The organism is Lysinibacillus sp. NPDC056220 (genome assembly GCF_049315265.1).
Taxonomy (GTDB): domain Bacteria; phylum Bacillota; class Bacilli; order Bacillales_A; family Planococcaceae; genus Lysinibacillus; species Lysinibacillus pinottii.
This window is the reverse complement of the sequence record NZ_JBMOXD010000001.1, coordinates 142,371-162,031: the sequence shown is the minus strand read 5'-3', so window position 1 is coordinate 162,031 and position 19,661 is coordinate 142,371. Positions and strand designations below refer to the sequence as shown.

The following is a 19,661-nucleotide window of genomic DNA, read 5'->3' as shown; positions in this document are numbered from 1 at the left end:
AAAAAACTAAATAGATATTATAGATATGTTAAGTCTTTAATAGGGCGGTAAGACCCGACAAACTAAACGTTATTTTATGCTACGTAATCTTTAATGAGGTAGTTAAACATTAAGGGTTTAATGACTCATAATTGAAAAGGTATATAACTTTTGCGGTGTCTTTTGCCTTAATTACAGATATTAAAGGTCTATAATATATTTTGATGTGGAGGAAAAAAGGATGAATAAATACGATTGTGTAATTATAGGTGGTGGCCCTGCTGGTTTAAGTGCTGCCTTAACATTGGGAAGGGCGCGCAGAAAGATTGCTATATTTGATAATGGAACTAATCGAAATCGTGTAACTCAAGAGTCGCATGGTTTTTTAACAAGAGATGGGATAAAGCCACAAGAATTTAAGAATATAGCTAGTAAAGAAATAAAATCTTACCCATCTATATCTATGTTAGATCAAACAATTATCGAGATAACTAAAGATGATAAAAGCGGTTTATTTCTTGTCAAAACTTCGGAAAATAAATCATATATGTCTGCAAAAGTATTGTTAGCTACTGGAATACAAGAGGAGTTTCCCCTCCCGCAAATCAGACAATATTATGGTAAAAGCTTGTTTAGCTGTCCTTATTGCGATGGTTGGGAGCTGAGAGACAAGCCATTGGCTATCATAGCAGAAAAAGAGGAGCATATTAAACATATGACCAAATTGGTTTTTAATTGGTCACAGGATTTAATCGTTTTTACGAATGGTCATCAACTTTCCGATAACGTTCAAAGTGAATTTGAACGTAAAAAAATTAAACTGTATACAGAATGTGTAAAAAACTTGCATGGGGAAGATAGTAACTTAATTAGTATTGAATTAGAAACAGGTGAACATATTTTAAGAAGTGGTGGATTTGTCGTACCTAATTTTTATCGTCCAAATAAATTTGCTAAACAGCTAAATTGCCAAGTTGATGAAAATGGGACAATTATTACTGATGGTACTGGACGAACAACAGCGGCTGGAATATATGTTGCAGGTGAAACGGAAAAGGGGGGTGCCTCTTCTTTAATGATCGCTGCTGCGGAAGGTTTTAAGACAGCCTCTAGTATAAATTTGGATATCACAATAGATAGGTTTTAAGTAAAAGGTTAGCTGATGAGTATAGAAAATTCATCAGCTATTTTTGTAAATAAAGGATAAAGTTAATATACCTAGTTGAGCGGACAGAGAAAGAACTTGGATATGTTATACTATGAATACAGAATAACTGGATAAAGGTACCTGTTTATTATGAATAGTTGCAAAGGGACAAGTACAACGAAAAATCTGCAAAGATAGGATAAATTGAGTATGATGAATGATATACATCTTTCTCAAAGTGGGTTGACGATTATGTAGTTTTAGTCATAATTGCATCTTTACTATTATGGAAAGATGCCTTTTTTATGAATAAAATTTCAATTGGGCCTCCGTTATTAGGTAAATAAATGATCAGCATGTAACTTCCTATTTTTTTATAGTTATATTTTTATATGATTATGTTTTATCTCTTTCGATTAAGGTTATGTCAGAAAATATGAATAGTCTCAAATTGATGAACTTTTATTTCGCGATTTACTTTTTATATAAAGGATGGTACACTTAAAACTATTGAAAAACAATATATTGTGTTCGTTTTGTATAGGTACTACTATATGTAGTTTAATAGGGAAGTTCGGTACTATTCCGACGCTGTCCCCGCAACTGTAAAGCTGACGATGATTGTAACCACTGTGCATTCGCATGGGAAGGAAATCAGAGATTGAAGCAAAGCCAGGAGACCTGCCTTTATAAAACAAATTTATCATTTCTTCGGGGATTAAGAGATGGGAACGTCAGTATTTTTAGTATGTTAACGTTTCCATGTAAGCTATCTCTTTAGAAGAGGTAGCTTTTTTATTTTATGAAAAGAGGGATTACTATGAAACTTTATACGAAAACAATCTGTCCAAAATGCCTTTGGGTAAAATCCGAATTACAACGAGCAGGACTTGAAGCAGAAATTGTTAATATTGATCACGATGAACAAGCTAAACAAACAATTATTGATGCAGGTTTTTTAAGTGTGCCTGTTTTAGAGGTGGATGAAACATTTATAGGGGATGTTCAGGAAATTGTTTCTCGTATTGAGATGATTACACTATGATCGTTTACGCTAGTCGTACAGGAAATGTCCGCAATGTAGTATCTAAACTAAGGGCAGAATCTATTGAACTCTCAGAGGAATTAAGCTTGAATAAGCCTTATCTTTTAATTACATACACAGATGGTTTAGGCGACATTCCAGCAAAAGTGCAACGTTTCTTAGATAAAAACAGAGATTTTTGTAAAGGAGTAGTTGCTAGTGGCAACAGTAACTTTGGACATCATGTATTTGGCGCAGCAGGAGAGAAAATTGCTACTACCTATCATGTACCATTAGTGAGGAAATTAGATTTGCGCGGCAATCAAACAGATTATGAAGCTATACAAACGTTTTATGAAACGAGGGTAATGGGATGAAAACTTATTTAAAGCTTAATAATGACGTACTGAATCGTTATAGTACAACGGGGCTACTAGAGTTAGAAAAGGATCGTGAGGCTACGCGCCGCTACTTTTTAGAATATGTCAACGTACGTTTACGTTACTTTATAGATATAGAGGAAAAAATCCGCTATTTAGTTGATGAAGGCTACTACGAAAAAGCTTTTATCGACATGTACGAGATGGATTTTATTAAAAAGTTGTACAAAAAAGCGTATGATTATAATTTCCGTTTCCCATCATTTATGAGTGCTAGCAAATTTTATGACAGCTACGCTATGAAAAGTCGTGATGGAGAAGAAATCTTAGAAAAATATGAGGACCGGATTGTCATTATTGCCTTGTACTTGGCACAGGGGAACACGGTACTAGCAGAACGTTCTGTAGAAGCGATGATGGAAGCCTATCAACCTGCAACGCCTACTGCATTAAATAGTGGGAAGAAAGCTCGTGGCGAATTAGTAAGTTGCTTTAAATTATCCATGGATGACTCCATGAATAGCATCGCTGAAAATATTGGTTATTGTTTAGAGCTATCACGTCTAGGTGGAGGGGTCGGGGTCAACTTAACGGATTTACGTCCTTTAGGTGATCCAATTAAAGAAATACTAAATCGTGCAAGTGGTGTGATTCCAGTGGCGAAACTATTAGAAAATTCTTTTAGTTATTCTAATCAGCTTGGTCAGCGTAATGGCTCAGGAGTTGTTTACCTAAATATTTTCCATGCAGATATAGAGAATTTTATTTCATCAAAAAAACCAAATGCTGATGATAAAATTCGCCTCGCAACACTATCAACAGGTATTATTATACCAAGTATTTTCTTCGAACTGATGAAGCGTGATAAAGATATAGTGTTATTTAGTCCATATGATATTTTTAAAGTATATGGTAAACGAATGTCGGAAATTTCAATTTCTGATATGTACTATGAACTACTAGATAATCCTAAAATCCGTAAAATTAAACGTTTGAATGCGCGTAGACTCTATACAGAGGTAAAAAAAGCTCAATTCGAATCCGGTTATCCCTTTGAAATTTTTGATGATAATGTTAATGACGTACATCCACTAAAAAATATCGGTCGCGTAAAAATGTCAAACTTATGTACTGAAATCTTGCAAGTTCAAGAAACTAGTGTTATCACAGATCAAGATCAACCTAACGAATATGGGTTAGATGTGTCGTGTAATTTAGGGTCAATTGATATCCACGCAGCGAGTAAAGTAAATGATTTTGAAGCATTAATCGATACAGCTATGCACTTATTAACAAATGTATCCCAAATGACGCACATCAAAAATGTTCCGTCGGTCGCAAAAGCCAATCAATTAATGCACTCAGTAGGTCTAGGGTGTATGAATCTCCATGGACATCTTGTTACGGAGGGAATTATGTATGGCTCGAAAGATTCTATTCATTTCATGGACCGCTTTATGGAAGCAATGAACTATTATTCTCTAAAATCATCGATGGAAATGGCTAAAGAAAAAGCAGAAACGTTCTATCGATTTGAAGATAGCGATTATGCTTCAGGTATCTATTTTGATCAATATGTAAATAAGACTGAAGAAGAGCTTTCACCTGCTGTATTAAAAGCACTCGGAAACATTCCAATCATTACTAGTAAAATGTGGGAATTATTAAAGCAAGATGTTATGCAATATGGCTTATTCCATTCATATCGTTTAGCTATAGCACCAACTGGTAGTATATCGTACATTCGTAGCTGTACGGCCTCCATCTCTCCATGTACAGAACGTGTAGAGGTTCGTGATTATGCAGATAGTCGAACAATTTATCCAATGCCACATTTAACAAATGAAAACAGTCATCTATATGTAGAGGCATATGATGTTGATCCTTATGATTTAATTGATTTATACGCAGCTTCTCAAAAACATGTTGACCAAGGTATTTCAATGACTCTTTATGTCACTGATAATTGGACAACAGAACAACTAGCTAAAGTATACATTTATGCATGGGTTAAAGGGATTAAGTCCGTTTACTATGTTCGTCAACGATTACAAAGCTTAGAGGAGTGTGTAGCATGTCAAATATAGTGTATGAGGCAGTCAACTGGAACAAAGCAACAAGTGAACTGGCCCAAATTTTTTGGGACCAGCAATGGAAGCAAATTTGGTTTCCCGAAGAAATTGCAGTGAGTAAAGATATTCAACAGTGGAAAAGTTTTGAGCATCAGGACACGTATAAAAAAGTGTTTGCAGGATTAACCTTGCTGGATACCGTTCAGACAAATATTGGGATGAATCGTGTTGCTGCTTATACAGATGATTTACAGGAAAAGGCTGTATTAACCGTTTTTGATGCATTTGAGGCAATACATGCTAAATCATATTCTTATATATTTACAACGCTTTGTACAAACGAGGAAATAGACGAGCTCTTTGAATGGGTAAAGAAAAATGAATATTTACAATATAAGGCAAATAAAATAGCGGATATTTATAATAGTATTGAAGAAGGGGACGCTGAGAGCTTATGGAAAGCGATGTTTTCATCCGTTATGCTTGAATCCTTCCTTTTCTATTCTGGCTTTTTCTACCCATTATACTTAGGTGGGCAAGGTTTTTTAAGAAACAGTGCTGAAATTATTTCCCTCATTTTGCGCGACGAATCCATTCATGGTGTTGCAGTAGGATTTTTTGCTCAAAATCTATATAAGCAATTTTCAAAAGAAAAGCAAGAAGCTTTACAATTATGGGGCTATGAATTACTGCTGGATTTATATCAGAATGAAATGAAATATACAGAGGACATTTATGCGGAGACAGGATTATCGCCTGAGGTAAAAGCCTATGTGCGTTATAATGCAAATAAAGCCTTAATGAATGTTGGTTTTGAAGCTATGTTTCCTGAAGAAGAAGTGAATCCAATCGTTATGAATGGAATTCGTAATGAGGGCTCCACATATGATTTCTTTTCACAAAAGGGGGCTACCTATGCTAAGGCAAAAGTAGCGCCAATTACAGATGACACATTTAATTTTAATCGTTAGGATGAAGAACAATGAATGTAGAAGTAAAAATCAAAAGAATGCATGAAGATGCAATGCTACCCATGCAAGCTAACCCTGGCGATGCTGGGATGGACCTCTATTCCATTGAAACTGTAGAGATACCTGCTGGTGGGACTAAATTAATTAAAACAGGAATTCAAATTGAATTACCAAAAGGAACGGAAGCACAAATTCGACCAAGAAGTGGACTAGCCTTAAAACATAGTATTACAGTGCTCAATAGCCCAGGAACAATCGATGAAGGCTATAGAGGGGAAATCGGTGTAATTTTAATTAATCATGGTCAAGATACGTTCTTCGTAGAAAAATCTATGCGAATTGCCCAGATGGTGATTCAATTTGTCCCTACTATTCAACTCTTGGAAGTTAATGAATTATCTCAAACGGTTCGTGGAACTTCGGGATTTGGAGCGAGTGGTACAAAATAAGATTAAGTTTTCAATAGGCGTTTGTAAGGATTGAGTTTGGTATGTACTGAACTCAATCCTTTTTATTTTTCCCTAGAATAATCTAATCAATTTATATTTAAACATAGGTTGTCACATTTGTGTAACGTAGGTTCAGTAGGATTTATATGAGGTGATAATATGGCAGAAGAGTTTGGCATTAACCGAATGGTTGCTGGAGCGGATCAATATATCAAGTATTTAATGGATATTTTTAATGATTATGGCTGTCATTGGGCATTTTATGCATTTCGTGAAGATACGTGGGATGGTATAGATTTTGAATTAGGTAATAAACCTGTCGGGGAGGCATATTGGAATGCGAAGGCTAATAGAGAGCTACCCTATAGACAAGCAATAGAAGTAGATAATTCTATTTGGGAGGTCTTAAAAATAGATAGCAAGTAATATGGTTTGTTCGCTAAGATCAAATAAAAAGTATATGAGTAGTACAAACCATCGTTTGTACTACTTTTTCACATGACGTTCAGAGCTCTAAATCATGACATCTATTCAATCAATATATTGCTGCTGGAATTAGATAGTAAGCTGTATATCATCTAGTTCCGAAAATAGTTACGTGCTAGTAGAGTGGAAGAATGATATTCAGCAGGCAATTCATCCTCAAAAAAAATAGCCTCTACGGGACAAACTAATTCACAAGCGCCACAATCGATACAGATATCAGGGTTAATGACATATTGTGTATCTGTATTTACAATGCAATTTACGGGACAGACATCTAAACAAACGGCTGCTTTTTCATCCCTACATAATTCTGTAATTACAAAGGCCATTATAAATCCTCCCCTAATTGATGTTTTAATTCTTCAGGCGAGTGCTTCCAATACTGTTCATTAAATTCAGATAAAAATTGGAAAAGTAGTTTTTTTGAATTGGGATCGACATGACTTAGGATAAATGTCCCTTTAAGTGCTTTATCTAAATAATTTACTTGCTCTGGCAACGATTTATAGCCAAGTTTAATGCGTCGTTCTTCCTTTGCTACCCGTACTTCACTTGCAGTACATCCCGCATAATAAGGTCCATTTTCCCCGACCTGAAGAGCTACCCAAACGATCCAATAACGATTATAATCGTCACTAGCATGAGCTAAATCTGGTGAAAAACGCACTTTTTTTTCAATAATACTTCGCCCATGTAAGGCTTCTAGGTCTATAAATACGTGTTTTTTTTCACAATCTATAATAATAGGCGTTACATTATTTAAATCAAGGGTACCTACGCCGTAACCCCCATCTCCATCGGTTGAATCATTACTTAAGATGGTAAAATGTATCTTTTCTTTCATAGAAAACACCCCCACATACTTTCTACAATATTTACATGTTCCGATTTCCAAACAATTTATAGTACAAAAAATAGCACACTTATTACGATAGCTTTAAAAAAGAATCTAATTGAACGTTTTAGTAGCAATTTTAAACTATGCGTAAGGGCTGCCTAGGATTTCTCCTTATACTTTTTAGATTAAAAAGTATAACTGAACTATACAGCTTATTATCCTTTGTTGTCTTCGGACTTACGTCTGAATTGTTATGATCTGGTAAATTAACTATATACAGTTATGGATATTTCGCTTAAAAATTTTGGAATTTCACGTAATTAAGGAACTTGAAAAATAGTCTATTAAGAGGATGATTTAGGATAAATGGAGCTCAACCATTCTCCTAGTCTGTTGAAAAAGTTTACTTGACTAAGGGGAGGTAGTGCCATCCACAGACATTCTGCTGCACGACAACATTCAATTCTTCTGCCATCATTATGAAAAAACGCATCTTTCCTATATTTATTTTCATCCATCCCTTCAAAAAAACGATATATAATTTCAAGCTCACTCAATTAGCGAAACAATGATTTTAACAATTTATATTTTATTAGCATAGAATTTAGTCTGTTAATATTTTACATTTATATCGTTAGAAAAGCTATTAGCCCTACTATTATTTTAAAAAATAAATGGAATCTAAAAAAATAGAAAGTTAAAGTTTCCAGCAATAAATAACTGTTTTTTCTGCATCTTGTCTTCATTTCTCTATGAGTTTCTATTTATAGGTAATTATTTATGAAATAATTACCTATACGACCAATTTGGTATTAAAATTACCTTATTTTTAGCGTTTATTTATTGGTAATGTAGTTATATTATTGTCTTGTAAAGCAAATTTAAGATTGATTGGTATATTTCATCATGAAAATTTTTGAAGGCTGCTTTATCCATAACTATTAGTAATTATTATTTGAGAGAACGTATTATACATATTAATAAAATTTAATAGAGCGGTAATATTGTTCTCACAGAATAATATAATTTATTTGAATTCTGGAGGAATATACAAATGACGAAACATAACAAAGGTCGTAAATTTTTTGCAACTACTGCTACAGCAGCACTTGTAGCATCAGCAATCGTACCGGTAGCATCAGCTGCTGAATTTAATGATGCAGGTAGCATTTCATCATGGGCAAAAGAAGCAGTACAGTTTTTAACTGACAAAGGTTTCATCCAAGGTGACGAAAAAGGAAACTTCAACCCAGCTGGTACACTTACTCGTGCTGAAGCAGCTGAAATTTTATCAAAAGCATTAGACTTAAAAGCTACTGGAACAGAAGATTTTACAGATGTAAATGAAAATGACTGGTTCTATAATGCAGTGCTTGCCACTTCACCAGAATTATTTGATGGTATGGGTAATGGTAAATTTGAACCGAAAGCACAATTAACAAGAGAACAAGCTGCAAAAGTTATCGTACAAGGTTATCAATTAACTGGTAAAGCAGACCTTAGTCAATTCTCAGATGCTTCTAAAGCTTCTAAATGGGCTGTATCTTACTTAGAAACAGCTGTTGAAAATGGTGTAATTAATGGTAAAGGATCATTATTAGCACCACAGGATAAAATTAGCCGCGAAGAATTTGCTACTATGGTAAAGCGTACAATTGATGCAGTTCAAGAAGTAACACCAGCAGTAGAATCTGTAAAAGGGCTTAACGCAAAAGAATTTGAAGTGAAGTTCAACACAGCTGTTGATGCAAAAGATGCTGCTGTAACAGCGAAATACGCTATTGACGGGGTAGCTATTACGAACGCAAAAGTTTCTGAAGACGGAATGACTGTTATTTTAACAACTGATAAAGAAATTAAATTAACAAATGGCAAAGTAACTGTAAACCCAATCAAAACAAAAGCAGATGCAAAAGTTCTAACTGAAGAGTTTAATAAATTAATCACATTTGCTGATACAACTCCTGTTAGCGTAAATTCTGTTGAAGCAAAAGGCACAACAGCAGTAATCACTTTCGATGAGCTTGTACAAAACGAAGGAACAGTTAGCTTAAATGGTACTGAACTTGCTAAAGATCGTTATACTTTATCTGGAAAGACATTAACAATCAAAGGCTTAACTGCTGAGCAGACTTATAAAGTAGACATCGTAGGAGCAACTGACTTTGCTAATAATATTGCAAATCCCATTGCAGTGAACTTCACGGTTCTAAAAGCAGACGTTGATAATTCAAAACCAACTGTTTCAACTGCTGTGAATGGTACAGAAATTACGTTTGATTTCTCAGAAGAATTAATGAAGCAAAATCTTGATGCAGATGCGGGCGCTACTGCTGAAGAATATGCAAAAGTAACGGTTGGTTCTACGGTTTACTACTTAAAAGATGCTGATATGAAAGATGCAGAAGATAAAACTGTATTTACTATTGATGCAAAAGCTGCATTAGGTACAGCTACATTCATTAATGCGGACGTTAAAGTAGAAGGACAAAAAGATTTAGCTGGCAATGCAGGAGATGCATTTGAGTTCAAGGCTATTCTATCTAAAGATTTAACGCCTGCTACACTTGTATCTGCTTCTACTAAAATGTTAGTAGCTGATGATGTAAATGCTACTACTGATGTAGATGCGCTATACCTTACTTTTAGCGAACCAGTAAAAGTAGATGGTAAATTAACTCTTAAAACTCAAAATGGTATTGCTTACACTACTGGAAAAGAAACAGCTGTAAAAGCAGATGCTGGTTATGATGTAGATGGTAACGGTAAAATTGAGGGTGCAGAGAAAAATACGGTGAAAGTGGACATTGATTTAGATAGTAATTCAACATATACATTTGAATTATCTGCTAAAGCAGTGGCTGACTTAGCTGGCAACGTAACTGCAGATACAATTACATTCAATGTGACAACTGGAACGTATGAAGCTACACCAGAAACTACTACAGATTCATTAGTACTTGGGACAACACCAGTTGTTGTAACAGATAACAATGTATTCACTGTTGAATATGCTGTTGATGTGACTGCAACAGCAACAAATGCTTCTAACTACACACTTGGAGGAAAAGAGCTACCTGCTGGCACTCAACTTCAATTTGTGGACGGCACTAAAAAAGTACGATTCACTTTACCAGAAGGTTCTATCACGGCAAATGGTAATTATGTACTTGAAGCTAAAAATGTAGTAGATACAAAAGGTAACACTCTTAAAAATGGAAAAGCTACAACTCTAGTGGCTCTTAAAGAAAATATTGTACCTGTAGCTTCTAAAGTAACAGTAGTAGATAGCAAAACATTTACAGTTGACTTCACTGAAAGTATTGCTGATCAAGCTACACCAACAGGTTTAACAGTAAAAATTGCTGGTTCAACTGTAGAAGTGGCTAAAGCTGCTGTAGCTAATGGTAAATTAACTGTGACAACTAAAGCTGACTATGCTTTAACTGATAGCATTGTAGTTGAATTTAAAGCTACAAACCTTGTTGATGCTAATAACAACAAAGTAAAAGACGGTTCAATTTCAAAATAATTAAGCCGATTATTGAAAAAAGCTCTGTGGAACAATTTCCACAGGGCTTTTTTGTTAGTCAATATAGTTTCTACTATTATAAGAGGCAACATTTATTTATAAGGAAATTCTTTTGGAATCGGTCCGAATGCAATCCAATGATATTTAAAATATTTCCCCACCAAAAATACCACAATCCACGTAATAAATAGAGCAACAATAAAACCTCCGACACTCCAAACATGAAATAAGAGACTATTACCGCTGACAGGAATTTGGCGATAAAGGAAGAGGAAAAAAGGATGTAGTAGATAAATGCCAAATGATAATGTACCAAGATTAATAAGGGCATTTACCAAGGCTTTATTCCCTCTATTAAAAATCCAGAAAGAAAGCTGTAACAAGACGATACAGGCCGTTAAAGATTGTAGCTGAAAGACTAGTTCAAATACGATACTGTTGGCTAAATAGGTTGAAGATGAATAAACAAAGTAATATAGATAAATATTATAAATTGTAGAAAATAACCAAATAGCCCAAATGAAATAAATAGAAATCGGAAAGTTTTTTTGGGTTAGTTGGAACCACCGTTTATATTTTTCAAAATAAACCCCTAAAAATCCACCAGCCAAGAAATAAAGTATATAAGAGAATGAAATACTCCCTCTATAAGGATACTGCCAATACTCAGCATTTAATAGGATAAAAATCCATTGAAGAGCTAGTCCTGTCCAAATCAGAAGAGGGGATAGGGCAGGTTTTTTCTTTAAAATATATAAGAATAACGGGAACATTAGATAGAACTGCACCATAATAAATATATAATATAAATGAGTATATGCTTTTCCAATTAATAGTTTCTGAAGAAATTCAACACTAAAAAGGGCGTGCCATGCTAATGAAAAATCGCGCGTCACATAAAATTGCATAGCGGCAAAATAAAAGACAGAAAAAAATAGATAGGGAATAAGTATTTGGGTCACTCTTTTTTTATAAAAACAAACAATCAGTTTTTTGGTGAAATCCTTTTGGATATAGTTGTAAAATAAAACAAACCCACTTAAAAAAATAAAAACAGGGACAGCAAATTTAGGAAAAATATTGAAGAAAACATAAATAGAGTAGAGTTTTGATTCGCTGGACAAAGCTGTAACAGGTGTACTAGTAGAATGGATAAGAAGTACAGCTAGTATAGCTAAGGCTCTAGTAATATTTAATTCATCAATATGTGCACGTTTCATATAATCATCTCCAAAAATAGTTGATAGTTTTTGAGTTCCCTGAATGTAATGCTCATATACATTAATGGTATGTTTAGAACCATGAATTTAGACAATTTTTTATCAGAATCGTCTAGTGGTACGGTCATGGCTTACTATAATGAATTTTTATGTCAGGCGGGTGTCAAACAATAAAAAAGCTACCATGCCTGATGCATAGTAGCTTGAAGTACTGAAAAAAGTATTTTAAAAGCCTTCCTACATTCATATGTAAGAAGGCTTTCGTTCGCACTTTATATAGGAGTATCTATTTATAATTTCACAAGAAATCGACCTCTTGCTTGACCTTTCAATAAAATAGGTAAAACATTTGGAAGTTGCTGTAATGTTACCTCTTGATAAATGAAGCCTTCAAGGTTAGCTGGTTTAAAATCAGTTGCTAAACGATCCCATATGTTCAATCGTACATCCATTGGACAATAAACAGAATCAATTCCAAGTAAATTTACACCTCTTAAAATAAAGGGGAAGACGCTTGTAGGAAGGTTTGTTCCTGCTGTTAACCCACTGCTAGCAACAGCACCGCCATACTGAATTTGACTTAATAAAGAGGCAAGTGGTTCTCCTCCAACAGAATCGACAGCTGCAGCCCATTTTTGTTTGCCTAATGCTCTAATCTTCCCATCAAATACCTCTTCACGAGCTACAATTGAAGTGGCCCCCAGGTTATTCAAGTATTCATGTTCTGAATCTTTCCCTGTACTTGCTTCTACTTGATAACCTAGTGTTGAGAGAATTGAGACAGCGAAACTACCTACACCACCAGTTGCCCCCGTAACAAGGATTTTTCCATTCTCAGGACTAATGCCATTTTCCTGTAATCTTTGAATCGACAAAGCAGCCGTAAATCCTGCTGTTCCTATAATCATTGCCTCTTTGAGAGAAAGACCGCTTGGACATGGAACAATCCATTTAGAAGGGATTCGAGCGTATTCACTAAATCCTCCAAAATGAGATACGCCAATTTCATAGCTTGTTGCAATTACCTTGTCACCCTCTTGAAAGCGAGAATCTTCAGAGGATACAACAATCCCAGCTAAATCAATCCCAGGTACGAAAGGATAGGAAGTAACGATTTTACCATCCTGTATAGCTGCCAGACTGTCTTTATAATTAATGCCAGAGTAGCTTACTTTAATTAATACCTCACCATTCGGAAGATCATTTAAAGTAAGATCATTAACTTTCACTGTAAAATTTTCATCTTGATTGACTACCAACGCTTTAAAGTTTTCTAATGTCATCGTAAACATCCTCCTACAATCTAATTCCATTAAACAGTATCAAAATTATTCTGACTGGTCAACATAAAATTGGAAAATGCACTCTGTTCATGTATAATGACTTGTATCAAGTCATTGGAGGCTTCTATGAAAAAGAAAGAGGAAGAACGAAAAAAACAGATAATGAAAGCAGCCTTTGATGCTGTTTCAAAATTAGGCTACGATAATGTCACATTACAAGATATAGCCAATCATGCAAATGTTTCGAAAGGGGTAGTCCACTATTACTTTACGAGCAAGCAAAACATATTATTAGAATTACTGGAATCCACAACAAACAAAATCTATAGTTTTGAAATAAAAGAAATCGCCAAATACGAGACAGCAATTGAAAAACTTCACGCCTATTTAAATGCTGTTTTTGTATCCCCTCAAGATAATAAAAAATTTTACAGAGTGTATTTAGATTTTTTAGCCCAAGCGAATGGAAATGAAGCGTATAAGAAAATAAACTTAAAATTTTATGAGAATTGCTGGGGAATCGGACAAGAAATTATTAAGTTGGGACAACATGAGGGTGTGTTTTGTCAGGATATGGATTCCCTCGCAAGTGCAAAAATGATGAGGGCGATGATTGATGGTTCTTTGATACAATGGTTAACCGATGATTTAAAAGAACAACATCAATATTATAAAGAAATATGTTTGAATAGTATTTTAAAATTATTAAAAACGTAGAAATTTTAAAGCCTTACAGCTATGATGTAAGGCTTCAGACTGTAGACAAACTCAATGAAATAAAGTAAAGCCGTTGATTTCCACTACGGGCGGACGCTTTCCGCGGGCGGGGTCGAGCTGCTTCCCTCGCTTCACTCAGTCCAGGATCTCGACTTTCCCGCTTTTCCCGCTGGAGTCACCGCCCTTCGTTCCCATCAACTTCTACATAAAGTACCCATCTACATAGGTAAATTTTTGGGGTGATAATACATCGAAACCTTTGAATGGTACTAAGTGTCAAGCCTTTCCCAATGTACAGAAAGTAAGAATCACAAAAAATTTATTCAACGCCATATTGGGGAACTGTATGTGGAGGAAGCAGAACATTTACGCCATTCCTATGACATCAAACAAATTTATGCAAGCGTAAAGAAACGATTGAGCATGTCTTTGCCGATACAAAGGAAAAGCATGGTATACGATGGACAACCTAGAGGTCTGAAAAATTGTCCATGCAGGCCTATACTTACTCTCTTGCTACCATGAATTTAAAGAAACTAGCCGTGGCAGGCGGCTTCAAAGAGTTCTTATACTTGAAGAGTCTGTTTTATTGGATATCAAATTATCATTTTTAAACATAATGAAAGAGAAAAAATGACAAAAGGAATCGAGTGTGAACTTCTCAATTCCTTTTGTCGACAGACTGAAGCCTTACAGCTATGATGTAAGGCTTTTTTTCTGTCCAAAAATGAAAAGGTAAATCTACTTAATAGAATTTTTAGTAGTAAAAAATGGTCCTGATATAACCAAATAAGGATACATTTTTAATATTATACCTTTAAATTGTATTAAAATCTTAAATTACCATTTAAATTTTCGGAAAAAACTATAAAAAAAGAATAGTTTTACTGTTTCAATATTGAAATTTCTTACAATAAAAGATGTGAAATTGTAAAATACTGTTTTTGTATGCATTGGTTTGCTCTTTATGCAGTCATTTATGCATGATAAAATCTATGTTTTCAATAATCCAAACTGTATAAAAATTAAAAATAATGTCGAGTTGAGTCAATTTTTCATTTTCTTTATACTGTGAAAGTAATTATTGGAGAGGAGAAATTATTATGCGCAAAGAAGTTACGATTATTGGGGTGCCAATGGATTTGGGTCAAACAAGAAGAGGAGTTGATATGGGGCCAAGTGCCATACGATATGCTGGGCTAACAGATCGACTTGAGGGTCTTGGATATTCCATTCAAGACGAAGGGGATTTGACTATCGAACTTGTTAATAAAGAAGTAGAAATAGAAGCAACAACTAACTTAAAAAATTTAAAAACGGTAGCAGATGCTAATGACAAGCTTGGTCAAAAAGTAGATCAAGTTATTTCCTCAAAACGCTTTCCTTTAGTTCTAGGAGGAGATCATAGTATTGCCATTGGTACATTAGCAGGTGTTTCCAAACATTATGAGAATCTAGGTGTTATTTGGTACGATGCCCATGGTGATTTAAATACTGGTGAAACTTCACCTTCAGGTAATATTCATGGAATGTCTTTGGCAGTAAGCATAGGACTTGGTCATCCGGCACTTACAAATATTGGTGGTTATGCGCCAAAAGTTAAGCCTGAAAATGTTGTTATTATTGGGGCACGTGATTTAGATCCAGGTGAGAAGCAACTAATTAAGGAAATTGGTATAAAGGTCTATACGATGCATGAAATCGATCGTTTAGGCATGACGACCGTAATGGCTGAAACGATTGAATATTTAAAGGAGCGCACTGATGGTGTCCATTTATCGTTAGATTTAGATGGCCTTGATCCTAATGATGCTCCGGGTGTAGGAACGCCAGTGGCAGGTGGTATTAGCTACCGTGAAAGTCATCTAGCTATGGAAATGCTATCAGAATCAAATATTATTACTTCTGCAGAGTTTGTAGAGACAAACCCGGTATTAGATAAATATAATAAAACAGCTATCGCTGCCGTAGCTTTAATCAGCTCACTCTTTGGCGATACATTACTTTAAGCAAACGATAGGGAAGTTGCAAGAGCGATAAGGAAGAACTTTTTAATAAAATTAGGTCGCCACAACCGAACATTAGAAAATTGCTCTCCCTAATGGTAGTTTACAATAGAACGAATTAATGCTCTAGACTAAACGGGAACTTTTATTTGTCAGAAAATTGACTGTTCACAAAATAGATTAAATTTTAAAAATCAAATCTATTGATATTTCTAATAGTTATCTTTTTGCACCTACAAAAGTAAGTGCTTACAAGATAGTAGCATAAGGGGTTTTTTTATGGCATCAGAACAATATGAATTAAAAAGAAGTATGAAAGCTAGACACTTGTTTATGATCTCACTTGGAGGCTGTATAGGAACAGGGTTTTTCCTTGGATCAGGCTTTACCATTAATCAAGCCGGCCCAACAGGTGCTATTCTTTCGTATTTAGTAGGCGGGTTAGTGATGTATCTAACGATGCTTTGTTTAGGTGAATTATCAGTAGCTATGCCAGTATCTGGTTCATTTCAAACATACACGACGAAATTTATTGGTCCTGCTACAGGCTTTGCTGTTGGCTGGCTTTATTGGCTGGGGTGGGCGGTAACGGTTGCCCTTGAATTTTTAGGGGCTGGACAACTTATGCAAAGATGGTTTCCTGAATCACCCGTATGGATGTGGTGTTTAATTTTCGGGGCCTTGCTCTTTTTATTAAATGGTTTATCAGCAAAGGCATTTGGTGAAGCAGAGTTTGTTTTTTCTAGCATTAAAATTTTAGCTATCATAATGTTCCTAGGAGTTGGGGGAGCAGCGATGTTTGGCTTGATCGATATGAAGGATGGAACGAATGCCCCATTCCTTACTCATTTTTATGAGGGTGGACTATTTCCAAATGGTGTAACAGCATTGCTTATAACGATGATCACTGTGAATTTTTCATTCCAAGGGACAGAGTTAATTGGTATTGCTGCAGGTGAAAGTGAAAATCCAGAAAAAACGATTCCTAAATCTATTAAACAAACCGTATGGCGTACGCTTTTCTTCTTTGTTCTATCCGTTGTTGTGCTTGCAGGTATGATTCCTATGGATAAAGCTGGAGTTGTTGAAAGCCCATTTGTAGTTGTATTGGATAGTATAGGTATACCTTATGCGGCTGACATCATGAACTTCGTTATTTTAACAGCGTTATTATCGGTTGCTAACTCGGGTCTATATGCAGCAACGCGTATGTTATTCTCTCTTTCCGTTGAAAAAATGGCTAGCCCAGCTTTAGGGAAGGTGAATAAGAGAGGGATTCCTATGAACGCATTATTAATAACACTTGCTGTAGCTGGATTATCACTTCTGTCTAGTGTTTTCGCTGCAAAAACTGTTTTTGTTTGGCTTTTATCGCTTGCAGGTTTAGGCGCTCAAATAGGCTGGATTGCCATTACAGCATCACAAATCGCTTTTAGACGTTCCTATGTACGACAAGGTGGAAAAGTGGAGGATTTAAAATTCAAAGCTCCACTTTATCCCATTATTCCAATTATCGGTTTAGTCGCAAACTGTATTGTTATGGCAAGTTTGGCATTTGATCCATCGCAACGATTAGCACTTTATTGTGGTGGAGCATTCTTTATCGGCTGTTACGTCGTTTATTACGTAAAAGTGAAGAAGACTAAGGTGATGAAAATAAGCCAACAAGAAGTACAGTTAAAATTAGATCAAAAAATGTATCTTTAACTATGGGAGTAGCTGCTAAGACGGCTACTCTTTTCTATTTTCCCTTTTAAATTCCACAAATTTAGAAAATGAAGGACGTATTTCATAAAAAAATGTTCCTATAAAAAGTGGGGAAATTTATTGATTATCGATAAAAAAATATTGAAATAAGATAATTAATCGTATATTCTTCATACAAGAAGAATTTAGTTTTGCAAGCTAAGTTCCTCAAACTTTGTATCATTACTGAGGTGGATGAATGATGAAGAATTTTTTGAAAGACTTAGGGTACTTTACGTACCATCAATCATTATCTTGTATTTTTCCTGTAGTTATATTTATGACTCTCGCGCTCTCAAAAGTAATTCATATACCAGGCGTTGCAAGATACGATTTCATTTTAATAATCTGTCTAGTGACACAATACTTGATGTATAAATTTGGTCTAGAATCGAAAGATGAAATAAAAGTAATCTGTCTGTTTCATATTATTGGGCTTATTCTTGAACTTTATAAAGTGAATGTTAATTCTTGGTCTTATCCAGAAGAGGCTTGGTCAAAAATTGGAGGTGTGCCATTATATAGTGGCTTTATGTATGCGAGTGTAGCCAGTTATATTTGCCAAGCGTGGCGCAGGTTTGATTTAAAGATTGTCAATTGGCCAAAAAGTTATATAGCTATTCCACTGGGGGCCATGATTTACTTGAATTTTTTCACACATCATTTTATGTATGATTTGAGATGGCTGTTAATGGCTTTACTTTTCATAGTGTTTTACCGTACTGTTGTCAAATTTACTGTACGGGATAACATCTATCAAATGCCAATTGTCGTGTCATTCTTTTTAATTGGATTTTTCATTTGGATTGCGGAAAATATTGCTACATTTTTTGGTGCATGGTCATACCCCAATCAAGAGGTAGCTTGGACGATCGTTCATTTTGGGAAGATTAGTTCTTGGTTTTTACTAGTCGTTATTAGCATTATGATAGTGGCACAGCTCAAATTATTTTATCGAGATTCGGAAGAGTAAAAGAGAAAAATAAAATCTTCCCTAATTCGATAGTTTGAAGTTGTACCCACCGGTTTTCATCAAACTGTGCCTTTTTTACGTGTCCTTCCTGCTGTAGACTCCTCTGTAGAAGAGAATTGGGGGTTGAAAAATGGAAACGGACATTCGAATGCATCTAAAAGTATGTACAGATGACAGCCATATCAAGCAATTTTTAGAAGACGCACAAACTGCTTTTCTTGGATTAGTGGATGAACATATGCCTTATGTTATTCCATTAAATTATGTCTTTAAAGATGGATATTTTTATTTTCATGGAGCGAATGAGGGGAGAAAAATAAATATTATCGAGAACAATCCAAATGCATGCATTACTGTATGCGAATCATTTGGAACAATGGTAGATCCCATTCCTGCTGAAACGGATACGGCATATATGAGTGTTGTGGCGAATGGTCAAATAGAAATAGTAACAGATTTGAATGAATCAACGGCTGCCATGCAGGCAATGCTTGATAAATATGTGCCGAGCTATTACCTTACTCATTTATCGAAAACACATATCGAAAAGTATCAGTCTTCTTTAGGGAGTAAAACATTGGTACTGAAGGTGAAACCTATTACCATAACAGCCAAAGAAAATAAATTAAATGAACAAATGAAATTTTATCCAGGGAGAATAGTAACGCAAGATATGTCTCGAAAAACTTCTTCTACTGCCATCGATTCATCCAATTAATACACTTAAAAGATGAAATTGAAGCGAAGCGAGGGGAGCCGCTCCTTCCCGTGGAAATGAAAGACTTTACTTATTTCGATATACAAAAAGATTTGGAAATATGTTATTTCCGAATCTTTT

17 protein-coding genes, 1 pseudogene and 1 riboswitch are annotated in these 19,661 nt (G+C 35.0%); of the genes and pseudogenes, 14 read left to right on the top strand and 4 right to left on the bottom strand.

Annotated elements, in window-relative coordinates:
- Window positions 1-220 precede the first annotated feature (220 nt).
- From ACOZBY_RS00780 to ACOZBY_RS00750, 7 genes are all read left to right on the top strand, one after another.
- Window positions 221-1,126, top strand: coding sequence for an NAD(P)/FAD-dependent oxidoreductase (locus tag ACOZBY_RS00780; RefSeq protein ID WP_325881247.1), 906 nt, complete (start codon window positions 221-223; stop codon window positions 1,124-1,126).
- Between the two features lie 525 nt (window positions 1,127-1,651).
- Window positions 1,652-1,829: riboswitch (cobalamin riboswitch) on the top strand.
- Between the two features lie 117 nt (window positions 1,830-1,946).
- Window positions 1,947-2,171 (top strand): glutaredoxin family protein, encoded by a 225-nt coding sequence (locus tag ACOZBY_RS00775; protein WP_031417836.1) that lies wholly within the window; start codon window positions 1,947-1,949, stop codon window positions 2,169-2,171.
- Window positions 2,168-2,527: a class Ib ribonucleoside-diphosphate reductase assembly flavoprotein NrdI gene (gene nrdI / locus ACOZBY_RS00770; protein ID WP_012293534.1), complete on the top strand. Its 360-nt coding sequence runs from the start codon at window positions 2,168-2,170 to the stop codon at window positions 2,525-2,527. The genes ACOZBY_RS00775 and nrdI overlap by 4 nt, the downstream gene beginning before the upstream one ends.
- Window positions 2,524-4,617 (top strand): class 1b ribonucleoside-diphosphate reductase subunit alpha, encoded by a 2,094-nt coding sequence (gene nrdE, locus ACOZBY_RS00765; protein WP_031417837.1) that lies wholly within the window; start codon window positions 2,524-2,526, stop codon window positions 4,615-4,617. Before nrdI ends, nrdE begins: the two co-directional genes overlap by 4 nt.
- Window positions 4,605-5,573, top strand: coding sequence for a class 1b ribonucleoside-diphosphate reductase subunit beta (gene nrdF, locus ACOZBY_RS00760; RefSeq protein ID WP_031417839.1), 969 nt, complete (start codon window positions 4,605-4,607; stop codon window positions 5,571-5,573). Before nrdE ends, nrdF begins: the two co-directional genes overlap by 13 nt.
- Window positions 5,574-5,584: 11 nt before the next feature.
- The gene (dut, locus tag ACOZBY_RS00755) at window positions 5,585-6,022 is read left to right on the top strand and encodes a dUTP diphosphatase (protein WP_012293537.1); all 438 of its coding nucleotides are present in this window, start codon (window positions 5,585-5,587) and stop codon (window positions 6,020-6,022) included.
- Window positions 6,023-6,181: 159 nt separating this feature from the next.
- Window positions 6,182-6,448 (top strand): hypothetical protein, encoded by a 267-nt coding sequence (locus ACOZBY_RS00750; RefSeq protein ID WP_289449272.1) that lies wholly within the window; start codon window positions 6,182-6,184, stop codon window positions 6,446-6,448.
- Between the two features lie 152 nt (window positions 6,449-6,600).
- On the opposite strand, the gene ACOZBY_RS00745 is transcribed toward ACOZBY_RS00750, so the two are convergent.
- Window positions 6,601-6,837, bottom strand: coding sequence for an indolepyruvate ferredoxin oxidoreductase subunit alpha (locus ACOZBY_RS00745; protein ID WP_031417842.1), 237 nt, complete (start codon window positions 6,835-6,837; stop codon window positions 6,601-6,603).
- On the bottom strand, window positions 6,837-7,352 hold the full coding sequence (locus tag ACOZBY_RS00740; protein WP_036215124.1) for a YwhD family protein: 516 nt from the start codon (window positions 7,350-7,352) through the stop codon (window positions 6,837-6,839). The genes ACOZBY_RS00745 and ACOZBY_RS00740 overlap by 1 nt, the downstream gene beginning before the upstream one ends.
- A 1,048-nt stretch (window positions 7,353-8,400) precedes the next feature.
- On the opposite strand from ACOZBY_RS00740, the gene ACOZBY_RS00735 reads away from it, so the two are divergent.
- Entirely contained in the window at window positions 8,401-10,878 is a 2,478-nt protein-coding gene (locus ACOZBY_RS00735) for an S-layer homology domain-containing protein (RefSeq protein ID WP_422761246.1), read from the top strand.
- Between the two features lie 92 nt (window positions 10,879-10,970).
- Here ACOZBY_RS00735 and ACOZBY_RS00730 read toward each other — a convergent pair whose 3' ends face one another.
- Entirely contained in the window at window positions 10,971-12,098 is a 1,128-nt protein-coding gene (locus ACOZBY_RS00730; protein ID WP_031417847.1) for an acyltransferase, read from the bottom strand.
- Window positions 12,099-12,388: 290 nt separating this feature from the next.
- The gene (locus ACOZBY_RS00725) at window positions 12,389-13,381 is read right to left on the bottom strand and encodes an NADPH:quinone oxidoreductase family protein (RefSeq protein ID WP_099805122.1); all 993 of its coding nucleotides are present in this window, start codon (window positions 13,379-13,381) and stop codon (window positions 12,389-12,391) included.
- A gap of 126 nt (window positions 13,382-13,507) precedes the next feature.
- On the opposite strand from ACOZBY_RS00725, the gene ACOZBY_RS00720 reads away from it, so the two are divergent.
- The 6 genes and pseudogenes from ACOZBY_RS00720 (at window position 13,508) to ACOZBY_RS00695 (ending at window position 19,541) form a co-directional block, all read left to right on the top strand.
- Entirely contained in the window at window positions 13,508-14,098 is a 591-nt protein-coding gene (locus ACOZBY_RS00720) for a TetR/AcrR family transcriptional regulator (protein ID WP_099805123.1), read from the top strand.
- Window positions 14,099-14,377: 279 nt separating this feature from the next.
- A pseudogene (locus tag ACOZBY_RS00715) lies at window positions 14,378-14,712 on the top strand (transposase); the annotation flags it as partial.
- 489 nt (window positions 14,713-15,201) lie between these two features.
- Complete coding sequence (gene rocF, locus ACOZBY_RS00710; protein ID WP_200991037.1) at window positions 15,202-16,107, top strand: arginase; 906 nt, start codon at window positions 15,202-15,204, stop codon at window positions 16,105-16,107.
- A 276-nt stretch (window positions 16,108-16,383) separates the two neighbouring features.
- Complete coding sequence (locus ACOZBY_RS00705; RefSeq protein WP_031417916.1) at window positions 16,384-17,811, top strand: amino acid permease; 1,428 nt, start codon at window positions 16,384-16,386, stop codon at window positions 17,809-17,811.
- Window positions 17,812-18,049: 238 nt separating this feature from the next.
- The gene (locus ACOZBY_RS00700; protein ID WP_422761245.1) at window positions 18,050-18,823 is read left to right on the top strand and encodes a DUF817 domain-containing protein; all 774 of its coding nucleotides are present in this window, start codon (window positions 18,050-18,052) and stop codon (window positions 18,821-18,823) included.
- Between the two features lie 130 nt (window positions 18,824-18,953).
- The gene (locus tag ACOZBY_RS00695; protein ID WP_031417918.1) at window positions 18,954-19,541 is read left to right on the top strand and encodes a pyridoxamine 5'-phosphate oxidase family protein; all 588 of its coding nucleotides are present in this window, start codon (window positions 18,954-18,956) and stop codon (window positions 19,539-19,541) included.
- Window positions 19,542-19,661: the final 120 nt, after the last annotated feature.

Excerpts from the sequence above, each read along its gene's own strand:
- ACOZBY_RS00780 (WP_325881247.1), top strand. The coding sequence starts at position 221 with ATGAATAAATACGATTGTGTAATTATAGGTGGTGGCCCTGCTGGTTTA.
- ACOZBY_RS00775 (WP_031417836.1), top strand. The coding sequence starts at position 1,947 with ATGAAACTTTATACGAAAACAATCTGTCCAAAATGCCTTTGGGTAAAA.
- nrdI (WP_012293534.1), top strand. The coding sequence starts at position 2,168 with ATGATCGTTTACGCTAGTCGTACAGGAAATGTCCGCAATGTAGTATCT.
- nrdE (WP_031417837.1), top strand. The coding sequence starts at position 2,524 with ATGAAAACTTATTTAAAGCTTAATAATGACGTACTGAATCGTTATAGT.
- nrdF (WP_031417839.1), top strand. The coding sequence starts at position 4,605 with ATGTCAAATATAGTGTATGAGGCAGTCAACTGGAACAAAGCAACAAGT.
- dut (WP_012293537.1), top strand. The coding sequence starts at position 5,585 with ATGAATGTAGAAGTAAAAATCAAAAGAATGCATGAAGATGCAATGCTA.
- ACOZBY_RS00750 (WP_289449272.1), top strand. The coding sequence starts at position 6,182 with ATGGCAGAAGAGTTTGGCATTAACCGAATGGTTGCTGGAGCGGATCAA.
- ACOZBY_RS00745 (WP_031417842.1), bottom strand. The coding sequence starts at position 6,837 with ATGGCCTTTGTAATTACAGAATTATGTAGGGATGAAAAAGCAGCCGTT.
- ACOZBY_RS00740 (WP_036215124.1), bottom strand. The coding sequence starts at position 7,352 with ATGAAAGAAAAGATACATTTTACCATCTTAAGTAATGATTCAACCGAT.
- ACOZBY_RS00735 (WP_422761246.1), top strand. The coding sequence starts at position 8,401 with ATGACGAAACATAACAAAGGTCGTAAATTTTTTGCAACTACTGCTACA.
- ACOZBY_RS00730 (WP_031417847.1), bottom strand. The coding sequence starts at position 12,098 with ATGAAACGTGCACATATTGATGAATTAAATATTACTAGAGCCTTAGCT.
- ACOZBY_RS00725 (WP_099805122.1), bottom strand. The coding sequence starts at position 13,381 with ATGACATTAGAAAACTTTAAAGCGTTGGTAGTCAATCAAGATGAAAAT.
- ACOZBY_RS00720 (WP_099805123.1), top strand. The coding sequence starts at position 13,508 with ATGAAAAAGAAAGAGGAAGAACGAAAAAAACAGATAATGAAAGCAGCC.
- rocF (WP_200991037.1), top strand. The coding sequence starts at position 15,202 with ATGCGCAAAGAAGTTACGATTATTGGGGTGCCAATGGATTTGGGTCAA.
- ACOZBY_RS00705 (WP_031417916.1), top strand. The coding sequence starts at position 16,384 with ATGGCATCAGAACAATATGAATTAAAAAGAAGTATGAAAGCTAGACAC.
- ACOZBY_RS00700 (WP_422761245.1), top strand. The coding sequence starts at position 18,050 with ATGATGAAGAATTTTTTGAAAGACTTAGGGTACTTTACGTACCATCAA.
- ACOZBY_RS00695 (WP_031417918.1), top strand. The coding sequence starts at position 18,954 with ATGGAAACGGACATTCGAATGCATCTAAAAGTATGTACAGATGACAGC.